Raw genomic sequence first — 14070 nt, forward strand, 5'->3', positions numbered from 1 at the left:
TCCCGGGTGGCATCGGATTTTTCCCCGGGGCTGGGGCGTTATCTGTCGGCGGCGCCGGATGCTCAGTCATTTCGCGAGGCCATGGCGGAGCCATTGCCCACCGGGATATGGGCCCATCCCCATCGATTGTCCCGCCACGCCCTACAGGAGCTGCTGGCAGCCGCGGGTCTTGACGCGCAAACGCTCCCCTGGGATCCACTGGGCCTGAGGCTCGACGCCGACAGCGACGTGGCGCGCCATTGGGGCTATTTCGCCGGTTTATTCCAGATCCAGGAAGAGGCGGCGCGGCTGCCGGTGGCGCTGCTTGATCCGCACCCGGGGGAGCGGGTGCTGGACCTGTGTGCCGCCCCGGGGAACAAGACCGCGCAGATCGCCCTGGCCATGGACAATCAGGGCCTGGTGGTGGCCAACGACCTCCAGAGCCGGCGTCTGCCGCCGCTTCGGCAGACCGTGCGGCGCCTGGGCTTGCTGAATGTTCTAACGGTGCGGGGCGCCGGCGAGGCACTGCCGCTGCAAACCGGCCCGTTTGATCGGGTGCTGGTGGATGCGCCCTGTAGCGGTGAAGGCACCTGGCGGCGGTTGTCGGCGGAGCGGCGGGTCCGGGCAGCGGCGGAGACCCCGGCCCGTGAGCCTCTGGCGCAGCGTCAGCTGCGGTTGCTGGAGCGGGCGGTGCGCCTTTGCCGGCCAGGCGGACGGATTGTCTACTCCACCTGCACATTTGCGCCGGAAGAAAACGAAGCGGTGGTGGATGCGCTGCTCACCCGGGCCGACGGGGCGGTCGCCGTTGAGACGGCCCGGGTCCCCGGTCTCGCTGTTCAGCCGGGTTTCACTCACTGGGAAGGCCAATCCTATGATCCCCAGGTGGCGAAGTGTCTGAGGCTTTGGCCGGGGATGACGGACACCGGCGGATTCTTTGTCGCGGTGCTAAAAAAGGCGGGCCGTCAGCCCGCGGATTACGGCGGCAACCGGGCAGAGGCGGGCAGTCACGGCCTCAACCATCCGGCCACCGGGGTTTTGCAGACCCGCTTTGGCATCGATGACACCCACCTGGCCGGCCTCGTGATCAGTGGCGATGGCAGCCGCTACCTGCACTATGCCAGCGGTGAACAGCCATGGAATGGGCGCCCGATTCCGGACGCGCATGGACTGGCCGTGGCGGGGCTTCAGATGAGGCCGGTCAAGCCGACCACGGCGCTGGCGTTGTGGCTTGGCACGCGGGCCACGCGCAATCGGATTGCCCTGGGTGCCGAGGCAGCGGCGGCTTATCTTCAGCGCCGGCCGGTTGCCGCCGGCGGGTTCCAGCCGGCCACCGAGCTGGATGGCCCGGGGTGGGTGGTCGTGACCCATGCCGGCCATCCCCTCGGGGTGGCCCGCCTGACCCGTTCGGGTGAACTCGAGAGCCTGTTCCCGAAGGCCTGGGTACGGGATCAGTCGCTGGGGTTGCCAGTCTGACGGTGGCTGTCCAGTGAGGCCTTGATTTGCGCCAGCTGGCGGCGGGTGGCGGCCCCGCCCCGCAGGGCCACGCCCACGGCCAGGACATCCAGGAGCGCCAGATGGGCGAGCCGGGAGAGCATGGGGGCGTAGATATCGATGTCTTCATTGACGTCGGCGTGCAGACACAACCGCGCCTGGGCAGCCAGCGGCGTCCCCGGCGCCGTAATGGCGATCACCGGCACGCCGCGGCGGGTGGCGGTGGCCACACTGCTTAACAGATCCTGACTGCGCCCGGTGTGCGAGATCGCGATAATCACGGCATCCGGCGGTATCACGGTTGCCGAGATCGCATGGTTGTGCGGGTCGGTGTAGGCCGCCACGGGCATGCCCAGTCGGAAGAACTTGTGGCGGGCGTCCTCTGCCACGGCGCCGGAGGCACCGTGGCCGTAGAGCTCGATTCGACTGGCCTGGGCCAGCCAGTCGATGGCGTGCTCCAGCGTGTTGTGATCCAGGTGATTACGGGTCTGGATCAGCGCGGCGATCTGTCGGTCCATCACCTTGGCCGCCAGCGCTTCCAGCGGCTCGTCGCCGGTGTCACCCAGTGGCCCTGTTGGGCGATGATCAGTGGCGAGACTTCGCGCCAGCGCCAGTTTGAATGCCTGAATGCCCTTGTGCCCGAGCCGCTGACAGAAACGCACCACCGTGGGCTCACTGACACCGGACTGGGCCGAGAGGCGCGCCACGGACTGATCAATGACGGTGTGTGGTTGGGCCAGAATCCGGTCCGCCACCTTCTGCTCCGAGGGGGGCAGCGAGGGCCGGATCTGTTCGATACGGGTGAGCAGTGCCGTGCTGGATTCCGTGACGGGCATTGGGGTCATGATCGTCCTTGCAAGTATCGGCTCAGCCCCAGGAGCGCCGGCTGCGGGTGGGTGATGCGGTAGACCGGGATGGCCGCCAGCCAGTCCCGGAAACGCCCCTTGGCCTGAAACCGGGCCTGGAAGGCCGTGGCCGAGAACCGCTCACCCAGGGCCGGGATGAGTCCGCCTCCCAGATAGACACCGCCTCGGGCACCGGTGGCCAGCGCCAGATCGCCGGCGGCACTGGCAATGGCGTTCAGCAACAGATCCACGGCTTCTTCAGCCACCGGGTCACCGGCCTCGGCCGCATCGGCAATCTGTCGGGCGTCCAGCGGGGCCGAATGGTCGCCGTCCAGCTGCCTCAGGGCCCCGTGAATCGCCTCGAGTCCGGTGCCTGACGCCATCCGCTCCGCGCTGCAGTGGCCAAAGCGTGCCTGAATGGCCAGCACCACTTCGGCTTCGCGGGCGCCGGCGGGGCCAAAGCTGATGTGCCCACCCTCGGTGGGGAAGACCTGCCAGTCATCACGAGTGGGGACCAGCAGCGCGCTGCCCAGCCCCGTGCCCGGACCCAGTGCCAGGCTGGGTGCCGTGCGGTGATGAGCACTGCCGGACTGGATCGGCGCCAGATGACAGGCACCCAGCGCGGGAATGGCCCAGGCCTGGGCTTCCCAGTCGTTAATCACCTCCAGCCGGGAGAGGCCCAGCGCCTGCCGAGTGGCCTCCACCGAGAAGGCCCAGCCGGCGTTCAACAGGCAAATTTCATCCCCCTGAACCGGTCCTGCCACCGCACAGGCCATGATGGCGGGGCGCGGGCCCGGATGGGCTTCCAGGGCCGCTTCGGTCAGGGTGCTCAAGTCCTGAAATGACCGGGTCGGCAGGGTGATTAGCGGTTGAGGTGCCAGGCTGTCCGGGTCCACCAGGCCAAAGCGGGCGTTGGTCCCGCCGATATCCGCAATGAGCTGCGGAGTGGGCTCAGGGCGACCAATAGACACGGACGGGTACCTGGCGCTGATTTAACAGGGCGTAGACGGGATACTGATGCGGGTCGGCACTGGCCACCGCGGCTTCCAGCGTGGCCCACTTGTCCTCGCCGCTGATGTGCAGGGCCATCCACCGGCTCTGCAGCAGTGTCGAGAAGGTGAGGGTCAACCGCCGCACCGGCTCGGCGGGTGCCCTGGCGGTGGCACAACGCGCCTCGTTTCGCGGATCCAGCATGCGCGCCAGATTCGGATCGTCCGGGAATAGCGAGGCGATGTGGCCATCCGCCCCCATGCCCAGAATGACCGCATCAAAGGGTCGCGGCAGCATGCCAAGGGCCGCGCCGCAGGCCGCCTCGTCGGCGCGATCATCCACCGATTCCCGATGAATGGGGCAGAAGTGCGCCGCGGCGGCGCGATCCTGCAGCAAATGGGTCTGGACCAGCCGGGCATTGCTGGCCTCATCGGTCACGGGCACCCGGCGCTCATCGGTCAGGCTGATGTAGACCTGGTCCCAGGGCAGTGTGCGGGTGCGCAGCGCCTCGAAAACAGCAACGGGGGTTCGCCCGCCAGGCACCAGCAGACTGGCCCGCCCCCGGGCTCTGACCGCGAAGTCAATCACCTCGCTGACCCGGCTTGCCAGCTCGCTGGCCGCCCGCGCTCCGCTCGGGAATCGCTGAGCACTCTCGAGAACCTCACGTGCCGCCATCAGGACTCCTCGTGCCAACTGGCGTCTTCCCGGCCCAGCAGGGCGCTGGAGGCGGCGGGCCCCCAGGTGCCGGCAACATAGGGCTTGGGCGGATCGGCGGCTTCATCCCAGGCCTGAAGGATCGGTTCGATCCAGTTCCAGGCGGCATAGAGCTCATCGCGCCGCATGAACAGCGTCAGGCGGCCCCGCAGCACGTCCATGAGCAGCCGCTCATAGGCGTCCGCCTGGTGCTGCTGAAAGGCTTCGGCAAAGTCCAGGTTCAGGGAGACCGGGCGCAGTTCCATGCGATCACCGGGGCTCTTGGCCATCATGTGCATCCGCACGCCCTCATCGGGTTGCAGCTTGATCACCAGCCGGTTGGGTTGGCCGGCGCCATAGACCACGTGAAAGATGGAGTGGGGGACATCCCGAAAATTGATGATGATCTCCGCCGCCCGATCCTGCAGCCGCTTGCCGGTGCGCAGATAAAAGGGCACACCGGCCCAGCGCCAGTTGGACAGCTCGGTGCGCAGGGCGACAAAGGTCTCGGTGCGGCTGTCCGGCGCAACGCCATCCTCCTGCAGATAGCCCGGCACGGGTTGTCCGGCAATCGCCCCGGCCCGGTACTGACCTCGCACCGTGTTGCGCATGGCATCCTTGCCTTCCAGGCGGGTCAGCGCGCGCAGCACCTTGAGCTTTTCATCCCGCACCGCGCCGGCCTCCAGGCTGGTGGGGGGTTCCATGGCAATAATGCACAGCAGCTGAAGCAGGTGATTCTGGACCATGTCCCGCAGGGCGCCGGTGCGGTCATAAAAACCCGCTCGGCCATCCACACCCACTTGCTCTGCCACACTGATCTGGACGTCCCGAACCCAGTCACGGCGCCACAGCGGCTCGAAGAGCATGTTGCCGAACCGCAGCGCCATGAGGTTCTGGACTGTTTCCTTGCCCAGGTAGTGGTCGATTCGGTAGATCGCCTCCTCCGGAAAGATCGCGCCGATCCGCTCGCTGATCGCCTGGGCGGACGCGAGGTCGTGGCCCAGCGGTTTCTCCAGGACCACACGGGAGCGGGCGGACACCAGCTGATGGGCGGCCAGATGCTCGCAAATGGCAACAAAATGTCCGGGCGCTACCGCAAGGTAAAAAACCCGAACCCGGTCCTCGCGGTCTGCCAGGCAGTCCGCGAGATCCTGAAAGCCCCGGGGGGCTTCGGCATCCACGGAGATGAAGACCAGCCGCTGGACAAAGCCAGCCCACCCCTCGGCGGTGAACTCCTCAGGCGTGAGCCGCTCGACGAGGCTAGCCTCGGCGCGGCTGAGAAATTCCTCCGCACTCATCTGGCTGCGGGCGGTGGCAATGATGCGTCCGTCCGGCCCCAGCTGGCCGCTGCGGTGGCGCCGATAAAGCGCGGGCAGTAACTTGCGCATGGACAGGTCGCCGGTGGCGCCGAAAAGAATCAGGTCAAATGGCTCGACGGTTTCCAAATCGCCTCCCGGGACAATGACAGCGAGCTGTAGGAATCTTTCAGCTAGCTTATCGATTTCACCCTTAAAAAGGGAGCATTCCCTGGGATGGATCGGCATTTGCGTAGTAAAGTTTCAGCGAATCAGGCATCCAGAGGCATCAAGAGGTTTTCATGGTCCAGATTAATTCGGTAGTGGAGCGGGTGACGGAGGCCATTCGGTCACGCAGTGATGGTCTGCGCAGTGACTACCTGCAGCGGCTCGATTGGGCCGTGGCGGACGGGCCCATGCGGACTGCCCTGTCCTGTACCAATCTGGCCCACGCCTTTGCGGCTTCGCCGGACAGTGACAAAGCGCGCCTCAAGGGTCTGCAGAAACCCAATGTGGGCATCGTGTCCGCCTACAACGACATGCTCTCGGCGCACCAGCCCCTGGAGCGTTTACCGGCGCTTCTCAAGCAGGCGGTCCGTGAAGCCGGCGGCACCGCTCAGTTTGCCGGCGGCGTGCCCGCCATGTGCGATGGGGTTACCCAGGGGCAGCCGGGGATGGAGCTGTCGCTGTTCAGTCGTGATGTCATTGCCATGGCCACCGGGGTGGCGCTTTCCCACAACACCTTTGATGCCGGGCTCTGTCTGGGGGTTTGCGACAAGATCGTCCCCGGGCTGTTAATCGGCGCGCTGCACTTCGGTCATCTGCCGTTCATTTTCGTGCCCGCTGGGCCCATGACCACCGGCATCCCCAATGATGAGAAAGCGCGCATTCGCGGCCTTTACGCCGAGGGCAAAGTGGGCCGGGAGGCGCTGCTCGAGTCCGAAGCCCAGTCCTATCATGGCCCTGGGACCTGCACTTTCTATGGCACGGCGAACAGCAACCAGATGCTCATGGAGGTGATGGGCCTGCACCTGCCCGGTGCGGCGTTCGTGAACCCCAACACCCCGTTGAGGGACGCGCTGACCATCGCCGCGGGTCACCGGGTCATGGAGATCCTGGCGGACCGCGAGGCCTTCGCGCCGGTGGGCCGAGTGATCGATGAGCGGGCCATCGTTAACGGCATTGTCGGATTGTTGGCCACCGGCGGGTCCACCAATCACACCATTCATCTGATCGCCATCGCCCGCGCCGCCGGGCTTCGACTCACCTGGGATGACTTCGATGCCCTGTCGTCGGTGGTACCGCTGCTCACCCGCATTTATCCCAATGGCTCGGCGGACGTGAACCACTTTCATGCCGCCGGCGGCATGGGGTTCCTGGTTCGCGAGCTGCTGGATGCCGGGCTGCTGCATGACGAGGTCTTGACCGTGGCCGGCCGCGGCCTGAGGGCATACAGCGAAGAGCCCGCGCTGGCCGATGGCGGCGTGCGCTGGCAGCCCGCTCCCGCCACGGCGGGGGACGACAGTGTGATTCGCCCGGTGGACGCCCCGTTTGCCAGCGACGGCGGGCTGCGGGTGCTGGATGGCAATCTCGGCCGTGCCGTGATCAAGGTCTCGGCGGTCAAGCCCGAGCATCGGGTGGTGGAGGCGCCGGCGCGGGTGTTCAGCGATCAGCAGGCGGTGCTGGCCGCCTTCCGGGCCGGTGAGCTGGAAGGCGACTTTGTCTGCGTGGTCCGTGGTCAGGGTCCTCGGGCCAATGGCATGCCCGAGTTGCACAAGCTCACCCCGGAGCTGGGCGTTCTGCAGGGGCGGGGCCAGCAGGTGGCGCTGGTGACCGACGGCCGGATGTCCGGGGCGTCTGGCAAAGTCCCGGCGGCGATTCATGTCACGCCGGAGTGGGTGGCAGGCGGGCCCATCGGCCGCATTCGCGAGGGCGATGTCATTCGCCTGGATGCCGAGCGCGGCGAGTTGCAGGCGCAGGTCCCCGAGGAGGAATGGTCGCGTCGGGAATCCATCGGGGGTGTCTCCGAGCCCCAGCACGGCATGGGCCGGGAGATGTTCGCCAACTTCCGGGCGGTTGCCAGCGGCGCCGAGACCGGAGCGATCACCTTCATGCCCGGCGTGGCCACCGCGGCAACCGCGGGTGAGGCGATTTCCAGCCACGGGGGCGCGAAGCCATGACGGGTCAACTGTCCATGGGTTTTGTTCTGGGCCGGGCGCCGGTGATTCCGGTGCTGGCCATCGAGGAACCGGACCATGCGGTGCCCCTGGCGGAAGCGCTGGTGGCCGGCGGTCTACCGGTGCTGGAGGTCACGCTGCGCACCCCCGTCGCGTTGGAAGCGGTGGAGGCCATTGCCCGGCAGGTGCCGGACGCGCTGCTGGGGGTGGGGACGTTTACCCAGGCGGACCAGGCGCGATCCGCCGCCGATGCCGGCGCCCGATTTCTGGTCAGCCCCGGATTCACGGATCGCCTCGCGGTAGCCGCCGACGCCGCCGATCTGCCCTTGTTGCCAGGGGTGGCAACGCCGTCCGAGCTCATGAGCGCCGCGGAGGCTGAGATCACGCATCTGAAATTTTTTCCGGCGGAGGTGAACGGGGGCATTGCCGCCGTGAAAGCCCTGGGCGGGCCTTTTCCCGCGGCGCGCTTCTGTCCCACCGGCGGAATCAGCCCCCGGAATTACCTGGACTATCTGCAGCTTCCCAATGTGCTGTGCGTTGGCGGGACCTGGCTGGCGCCGCCGGATGCCGTTGCCGCAGGCGACTGGGCAAGAATCAGTGCCCTGGCGGCGGGCGCCTCCGGGCGGCGGGTGCCCGGGGAGAGCCGGCACTCGGAACCCGGTGCCGCCAGCGCTGACTGGTATTCCGTGGCCGGCGAGGAAGACCCCGGTAGCGCCGACGAAGACCTTCGCTGAAATTTTCTAGTTTAAAATGTACCAAAGCGGTCCTGTTTCCGGTATGATCTCCAACCATGATCAGGTTGAACCGGGAAACAGACTACGGTGTAGGCATCCTGGCGCTCATGGCGCGGGAGCCGGAGGCGCGGTTTAACGCGGCTTCACTGGCGGCCTCACGGGGCTTGCCGCAGCCGGTGGTCAGCAAGATCCTCAAGCACCTCGCCCGTCGGGGGATTCTGGTTTCCTATCGCGGCGCCAAAGGCGGCTATGGCCTGGCTCGCCGTCCCGAGGATATCTCGGTTGCCGAGATCATCACCGTACTGGAAGGGCCGATTGCCCTGACCGACTGCATCGAAGAGGGCCAGTCGGCCTGTCAGTACGGCGAAAACTGCCATGTGAGTGGCGTCTGGCACCAAATCAATGATGCGGTGCTCAAGGCGCTCTCCGAGATCAGTCTGGCCGAAATGACCCACGCCAACCCGGCGGAGTCCATCGGTCAGTCCCACACCCTGGAGTTTACCGGAGTGCGTTATGTCCGCTAGCACCGAGACCATCGAGCGTTTTACCAACAAGGGTTATGAAGCCGGTTTCGTCACCGATATCGAGCAGGATACGGTGGAGCCGGGTCTTAACGAAGATGTCATTCGTTTCATCTCGGCCAAGAAGAACGAGCCGGAGTGGATGCTCGAGTGGCGGCTGGAGGCCTACCGGAACTGGCTGACAATGCCGGAGCCGGACTGGCAGTACGTCCACTACGACCCGATCGACTTCCAGGCGATTTCCTATTTCTCCGCACCGAAGTCGGATGCGGATCGCCCGGAGAGCCTTGATGACATCGATCCGGAGATCAAGGCCACCTACGACAAGCTGGGCATTCCGCTCCACGAGCAGGAAATGCTGGCCGGGGTGGCGGTGGACGCGGTGTTCGACTCTGTATCGGTGGCCACCTCCTATAAGGACAAACTGGCCGAGCAGGGCATCATCTTCTGTTCCATGTCCGAAGCCATTGAGAATCACCCGGAGCTGGTGAAGAAGTACCTGGGCACGGTGATCCCGCGCAACGACAACTTCTTTGCGGCGCTGAACTCGGCGGTCTTTACCGACGGCTCATTCGTCTACATCCCCAAGGGCGTTCGCTGCCCCATGGAGCTGTCCACCTACTTCCGGATCAATGCCGCGAACACGGGTCAGTTCGAGCGGACGCTGATCATCGCCGAGGACAGCAGTTATGTCTCGTACCTCGAGGGATGCACGGCGCCCATGCGGGACGAGAATCAGCTGCACGCCGCCGTGGTGGAGCTGGTGGCGCTGGACAACGCCGAAATCAAGTATTCCACGGTTCAGAACTGGTACCCGGGGAATGCCGAAGGCAAGGGCGGCATTTACAACTTCGTGACCAAGCGGGGAGTCTGCGAGGGAGATAACTCCAAAATCTCCTGGACCCAGGTGGAGACCGGCTCGGCGATCACCTGGAAATACCCGAGCGTGGTGATGCGCGGTGACAACTCCGTGGGCGAGTTCTACAGCGTGGCCGTGACGCGGCTTCGGCAGCAGGCGGATACCGGCACCAAGATGATTCATCTGGGCAAGAATACCCGCAGCACCATCGTCTCCAAGGGCATTTCCGCTCAGGAGGGTCAGCAGGTGTACCGGGGCCTGGTGCGGATTGCTCCCACCGCGTCCAATGCGCGCAACTACTCCCAGTGCGACTCCATGCTGATGGGCTCGGAGTGTGGTGCACACACGTTCCCCTACCTGGACGTGAACAACACCACCGCCCAGCTGGAGCATGAGGCCACCACCTCAAAAATTGGTGAGGACCAGATCCTCTATTGCCTCTCCCGCGGTATTGCCGAGGAAGACGCGGTCTCGTTGATCGTCAACGGCTTCTGCAAGGAAGTCTTCCGGGAGCTGCCCATGGAGTTTGCCGTGGAGGCGCAGAAGCTGCTGGAGATCACTCTGGAGGATTCCGTCGGCTGATCATCGCCGACCGGTTCCCGCGGACCAACGAGCCGGAGCGGGTGTAGCCCGCTCCGTGAAAAGAATTTTTGAAAAAACCAATTCAGGAGTCAGACATGGCACTGCTGGAAATCCGCAATCTCCACGTCAATGTGGAGGGCAATGAGATCCTCAAAGGGTTGGATCTCACCATCGAGCCGGGCAAGGTTCACGCCATCATGGGTCCCAACGGTGGCGGCAAGAGCACGCTGGCGAAAGCGCTGGTGGGCGATGAAGCCTACGAAATCACCGAGGGCGAAGTGCTGTTCAATGGCCAGGACCTGCTCGAGATGGATCCCGAGGAGCGGGCCCGCGAGGGCGTGTTCCTGGGGTTTCAGTACCCGGTGGAGATTCCCGGGGTGTCCAACACCTATTTTCTGAAAGCCGCGGTGAACGCCATCCGCAAGCACCACGGCCATGACGAAATTGACGCCATGGAGTTTCTGGAGCTGGTGCGCGAGCGCGCCCGGCGGGTCAAGCTTGACGAAGGCCTGCTGCAGCGCCCGGTGAACGAGGGATTCTCCGGCGGTGAGAAAAAGCGCAACGAAATCTTCCACATGTCGGTGCTGGAGCCGAAGATCGGTATTCTCGACGAGACCGACTCCGGCCTCGACATCGATGCTTTGAGAACCGTCTCGGATGGTGTCAACGCCATGCGCAGCGATGACCGCTCCTTTCTGGTGATCACCCATTACCAGCGGCTGCTGCAGTACATCGTGCCGGACGTGGTGCATGTCCTCATGAATGGTCGGATCGTCAAGACCGGTGGCAAAGAGCTGGCCCATGAGCTCGAGAGCCAGGGTTACGAAGGCTTTGAGGAAAACGCGGCCTGAGGCCCGGGAGGAATCGGACCAATGCAAGCGGTTGCGAGAGAAAAGAGCACCTATCTGGAAGGCTTCGAGTCGGCACCGGCCGCCTCGGCGCGCTGGCTGGCGGATCTGAACCGGCGCGGGATTGATGCGTTTGAAGCCCGTGGCTTCCCCGGTCCCCGTGAAGAGGCCTGGCGAAAGACCAACCTGCGCCCGGTCACGGAGCACCATTTCCCGGTGGCCGAGGGGCAGGGCACCGCGCCGGCCGAGCTGATCGAGCGGCTGGGTGACCTGGGCGAGTGCCATCGGCTGGTGTTTGTGGATGGCCAGTTCTCATCGGCCCTCTCCGATCTGGAGGGGCTGGCAGCGGGCCTCACCGTGGCGCCGTTCAGTGAATATGGAGACAGCGCCCCGACCCATCTCACCGACCGGCTCGCCAGTCGGGCCGACATCCACTGGCATCCGTTCGCGGCGCTGAACACCGCCTTTTTCGCCGACGGGGCGTATGTGCATGTGGCCGCCGGCTCGCTCATCGAGAAGCCGTTGGCGATCACCCACATCACCACCCCCGAGGCGGACGGCCGGGCCATCTATCCGCGGGTCCTGGTGGACGCCGAAGATGGTTCGGAGGTCCGCGTTGTCGAGCGGTTCATCGGCGATGCGCAAACCGGTGCCATGGTTTGCCCGGTCAGTGAGCTGTTTGCCGGGGAGCGCACCATCCTCGACTACAGCCGCTTGCAGGAAGACGGGATCGCCACCATCAACATTGGCACGGTCAATTTGACGGCCCAGGCCGAGGCCTCCCTGCGGGGCGCATTCGTGGGTGATGGGGGGCGGCTGGCCCGCCTCGATCTGATCGCCGACCTGGAAGGCGAGCATGGCGAAATCGACTGCAACGGCATCTATCTCACCGAGGGCCGGCAGTTCACCGATTTCCATAACTGGTTCAACCATCGGGTGCCCAACTGCTATAGCCGGCAGCGCTTCAAGGGGATTCTCCAGGGACGCTCCGAGACCATTTTTGATGGCCTGGTGAAGGTGTTCGAGGGGGCCCAGAAGACCGATGCCGTGCAGGAAAACCGCAACCTGGTGCTGGGCAAGCGGTCGCTGGCCCACTCCAATCCGCGGCTCGAGATCTACGCGGATGACGTGAAGTGCACCCACGGTTCAACGGTGGGCGAACTCGATCAGGAAGCGTATTTCTACCTGCGCACCCGGGGTATCGATGCGGCCGGGGCGCAGGGCATGTTGACCCTGGCCTTCGCCGGCGAGATCGTGGACATGTTCCGGGTGAGCGGGGTTCGAGACCACGTCCGCAAAGTCCTCATGCGCCGGCTTGGCGTCGAGGATGACGATATTGGAGATATCCTTTGAGAGTGAGCGTCGAGCCAGATCCGGTGAACGCCGAGCCGCTGGACGTCCAGCAGCTGCGGGGTGACTTCCCCGTGCTCCAGCAGCCGATGAACGGCCATCGGCTAGCTTTTCTGGACAGCGCGGCGAGCGCCCAGAAGCCCCAGGCGGTGATCGACGCTGAGCGAGGGTGCTACGAGCGTTACTACGCCAACATCCATCGCGGCGTTTACCAGCTCTCCCAGCAGTCCACTCAGGCCTACGAGGGCGTGCGGGAAATCGTCCGGCAGTTCCTCAACGCCGATAGCGAACGCGAGGTGGTGTTCGTTCGGGGCGCCACCGAGGCGATCAACCTGGTGGCTCAGTCCTTTGTGCGGCCGATGTTGGGGCCTGGGGACGAGGTTCTAATCACCGGCATGGAGCACCATGCCAATATCGTCCCGTGGCAGATGATCACCGAGGTCACCGGCGCGCGGCTGGTGGTGGCCCCGGTGCTCGATGACGGCCAACTGGACATGGACGCCCTGCGGGAGCGCATCAGCGATCGCACCCGCTTTATCAGCGTTGTCCATGTATCCAACACCCTGGGAACCATCAACCCGGTGGAAGCCATCACCGCCCTGGCCCGGGAGCGGGGCATCCCGGTGCTGGTGGATGGCGCCCAGTCAGCGCCGCACATGACCGTCGACATGCAGGCGCTGGGTGCGGACTTCTACTGCTTTTCCGCCCACAAGACCTATGGGCCCAGCGGCGCCGGGGTGCTGTGGGGTCGTCTGGAGCACCTTGAGGCCATGCCGCCCTACCAGGGCGGCGGTGACATGATCCGCACCGTCACCTTCGAGAAAACCGAATACGCCGAGCCGCCCCAGCGCTTCGAGGCGGGCACGCCGAATATCGCCGGGGTTATCGCTCTGGGCGCGGGCCTTGAGTACATGATGGGCATTGGGCGGAACCGCATCCTCGACCACGAAGTGGGATTGCTGGAGTACGCCAACGAGGCGATCAAGGAAATCAACGGGTTGCGGGTGATCGGCACGGCACCGGACAAGGCCGGCGTTATCTCGTTCGTGATGGACCATGCCCATCCCCACGACATCGGCACCATCCTGGACATGGAAGGCGTGGCGGTGCGGGCGGGCCATCACTGCACCCAGCCGTTGATGCAGCGATTCGGGGTGCCGGCCACCGTGCGCGCTTCCTTCGGCCTGTACAACGACCGAGCCGATGTGGACCAGCTGGTGGCGGGTCTGCGAAAGGTCAACGAGCTCTTCGGTTAGCCATGTCAGATCTGCGGGCCCTGTACCAGGAGGTCATCCTGGATCACAACAAGCACCCGCGGAATTTCCGGGCGGTGGATCCGCATAGCCACGGCGCCGATGGCCACAATCCGTTATGCGGTGACAGCCTGAGACTCGAACTGCGGGTGGACGACAACGGGATGATTCAGGACATCGGTTTCCAAGGCACGGGTTGCGCCATATCCATGGCCTCGGCGTCCATTCTGACCGAGTGCCTGCGCGGCAAAACCGTTGAGGAAGCCCGGACACTGTTTGATCGGTTCCACCGACTGGTCACTGAGGAGGCCACCGATTCCGATCCGGATTTGGGCAAGCTGGCAGTTCTCGCCGGCGTCAGGGACTATCCGATGCGGGTGAAATGCGCGACGCTGCCCTGGCACACCCTGCAGGCGGCACTCCAGAATCAGCCTGAGGTCTCGACGGAATAGC

The 14070-nt window shown here is 65.0% G+C and carries 13 protein-coding genes; 9 read left to right on the forward strand and 4 right to left on the reverse strand.

Features of this window, described 5'->3' with window-relative positions:
* Positions 1 to 6: 6 nt before the first annotated feature.
* Entirely contained in the window at positions 7 to 1452 is a 1446-nt protein-coding gene (locus GJ672_RS03885; protein WP_154295964.1) for an RsmB/NOP family class I SAM-dependent RNA methyltransferase, read from the forward strand.
* Here GJ672_RS03885 and GJ672_RS03890 read toward each other — a convergent pair.
* Genes GJ672_RS03890 through zwf form a run of 4 tightly spaced genes read right to left on the reverse strand, consistent with a single transcriptional unit; the run spans position 1428 to position 5443 of the window.
* Positions 1428 to 2315 (reverse strand): MurR/RpiR family transcriptional regulator, encoded by an 888-nt coding sequence (locus tag GJ672_RS03890; RefSeq protein ID WP_229381948.1) that lies wholly within the window; start codon positions 2313 to 2315, stop codon positions 1428 to 1430. The two genes, GJ672_RS03885 and GJ672_RS03890, sit on opposite strands and share 25 nt — an antisense overlap.
* Positions 2312 to 3286, reverse strand: coding sequence for a glucokinase (gene glk / locus GJ672_RS03895; RefSeq protein WP_195759547.1), 975 nt, complete (start codon positions 3284 to 3286; stop codon positions 2312 to 2314). Before glk ends, GJ672_RS03890 begins: the two co-directional genes overlap by 4 nt.
* The gene (gene pgl / locus GJ672_RS03900) at positions 3267 to 3980 is read right to left on the reverse strand and encodes a 6-phosphogluconolactonase (RefSeq protein ID WP_154295966.1); all 714 of its coding nucleotides are present in this window, start codon (positions 3978 to 3980) and stop codon (positions 3267 to 3269) included. The genes glk and pgl overlap by 20 nt, the downstream gene beginning before the upstream one ends.
* Positions 3980 to 5443, reverse strand: coding sequence for a glucose-6-phosphate dehydrogenase (gene zwf, locus GJ672_RS03905; RefSeq protein WP_154295967.1), 1464 nt, complete (start codon positions 5441 to 5443; stop codon positions 3980 to 3982). The genes pgl and zwf overlap by 1 nt, the downstream gene beginning before the upstream one ends.
* A gap of 152 nt (positions 5444 to 5595) precedes the next feature.
* Here zwf and edd point away from each other — a divergent pair, with 152 nt between their 5' ends.
* The 8 genes from edd (at position 5596) to sufU (ending at position 14069) form a co-directional block, all read left to right on the forward strand.
* Positions 5596 to 7473 (forward strand): phosphogluconate dehydratase, encoded by a 1878-nt coding sequence (edd, locus tag GJ672_RS03910; protein ID WP_154295968.1) that lies wholly within the window; start codon positions 5596 to 5598, stop codon positions 7471 to 7473.
* Positions 7470 to 8204, forward strand: a complete 735-nt coding sequence (locus GJ672_RS03915; RefSeq protein WP_154295969.1) for a bifunctional 4-hydroxy-2-oxoglutarate aldolase/2-dehydro-3-deoxy-phosphogluconate aldolase — start codon at positions 7470 to 7472, stop codon at positions 8202 to 8204. The genes edd and GJ672_RS03915 overlap by 4 nt, the downstream gene beginning before the upstream one ends.
* 56 nt (positions 8205 to 8260) lie before the next feature.
* Positions 8261 to 8728 carry an SUF system Fe-S cluster assembly regulator gene (locus tag GJ672_RS03920; RefSeq protein WP_154295970.1) on the forward strand — a complete coding sequence of 156 codons (468 nt, stop codon included), beginning with the start codon at positions 8261 to 8263 and terminating at the stop codon, positions 8726 to 8728.
* A complete protein-coding gene (gene sufB, locus GJ672_RS03925) occupies positions 8718 to 10166 on the forward strand; it encodes a Fe-S cluster assembly protein SufB (protein ID WP_154295971.1) in 1449 nt (482 codons plus the stop codon). Before GJ672_RS03920 ends, sufB begins: the two co-directional genes overlap by 11 nt.
* Before the next feature lie 95 nt (positions 10167 to 10261).
* Entirely contained in the window at positions 10262 to 11017 is a 756-nt protein-coding gene (gene sufC / locus GJ672_RS03930; RefSeq protein ID WP_154295972.1) for a Fe-S cluster assembly ATPase SufC, read from the forward strand.
* 21 nt (positions 11018 to 11038) lie between these two features.
* On the forward strand, positions 11039 to 12367 hold the full coding sequence (gene sufD / locus GJ672_RS03935; RefSeq protein ID WP_154295973.1) for a Fe-S cluster assembly protein SufD: 1329 nt from the start codon (positions 11039 to 11041) through the stop codon (positions 12365 to 12367).
* A 2-nt stretch (positions 12368 to 12369) separates the two neighbouring features.
* On the forward strand, positions 12370 to 13620 hold the full coding sequence (locus GJ672_RS03940) for an aminotransferase class V-fold PLP-dependent enzyme (protein WP_229381949.1): 1251 nt from the start codon (positions 12370 to 12372) through the stop codon (positions 13618 to 13620).
* Between the two features lie 2 nt (positions 13621 to 13622).
* Positions 13623 to 14069 (forward strand): Fe-S cluster assembly sulfur transfer protein SufU, encoded by a 447-nt coding sequence (gene sufU / locus GJ672_RS03945; protein WP_154295974.1) that lies wholly within the window; start codon positions 13623 to 13625, stop codon positions 14067 to 14069.
* Position 14070: the final 1 nt, after the last annotated feature.

The organism is Spiribacter sp. 2438 (genome assembly GCF_009676705.1).
GTDB lineage: Bacteria > Pseudomonadota > Gammaproteobacteria > Nitrococcales > Nitrococcaceae > Spiribacter.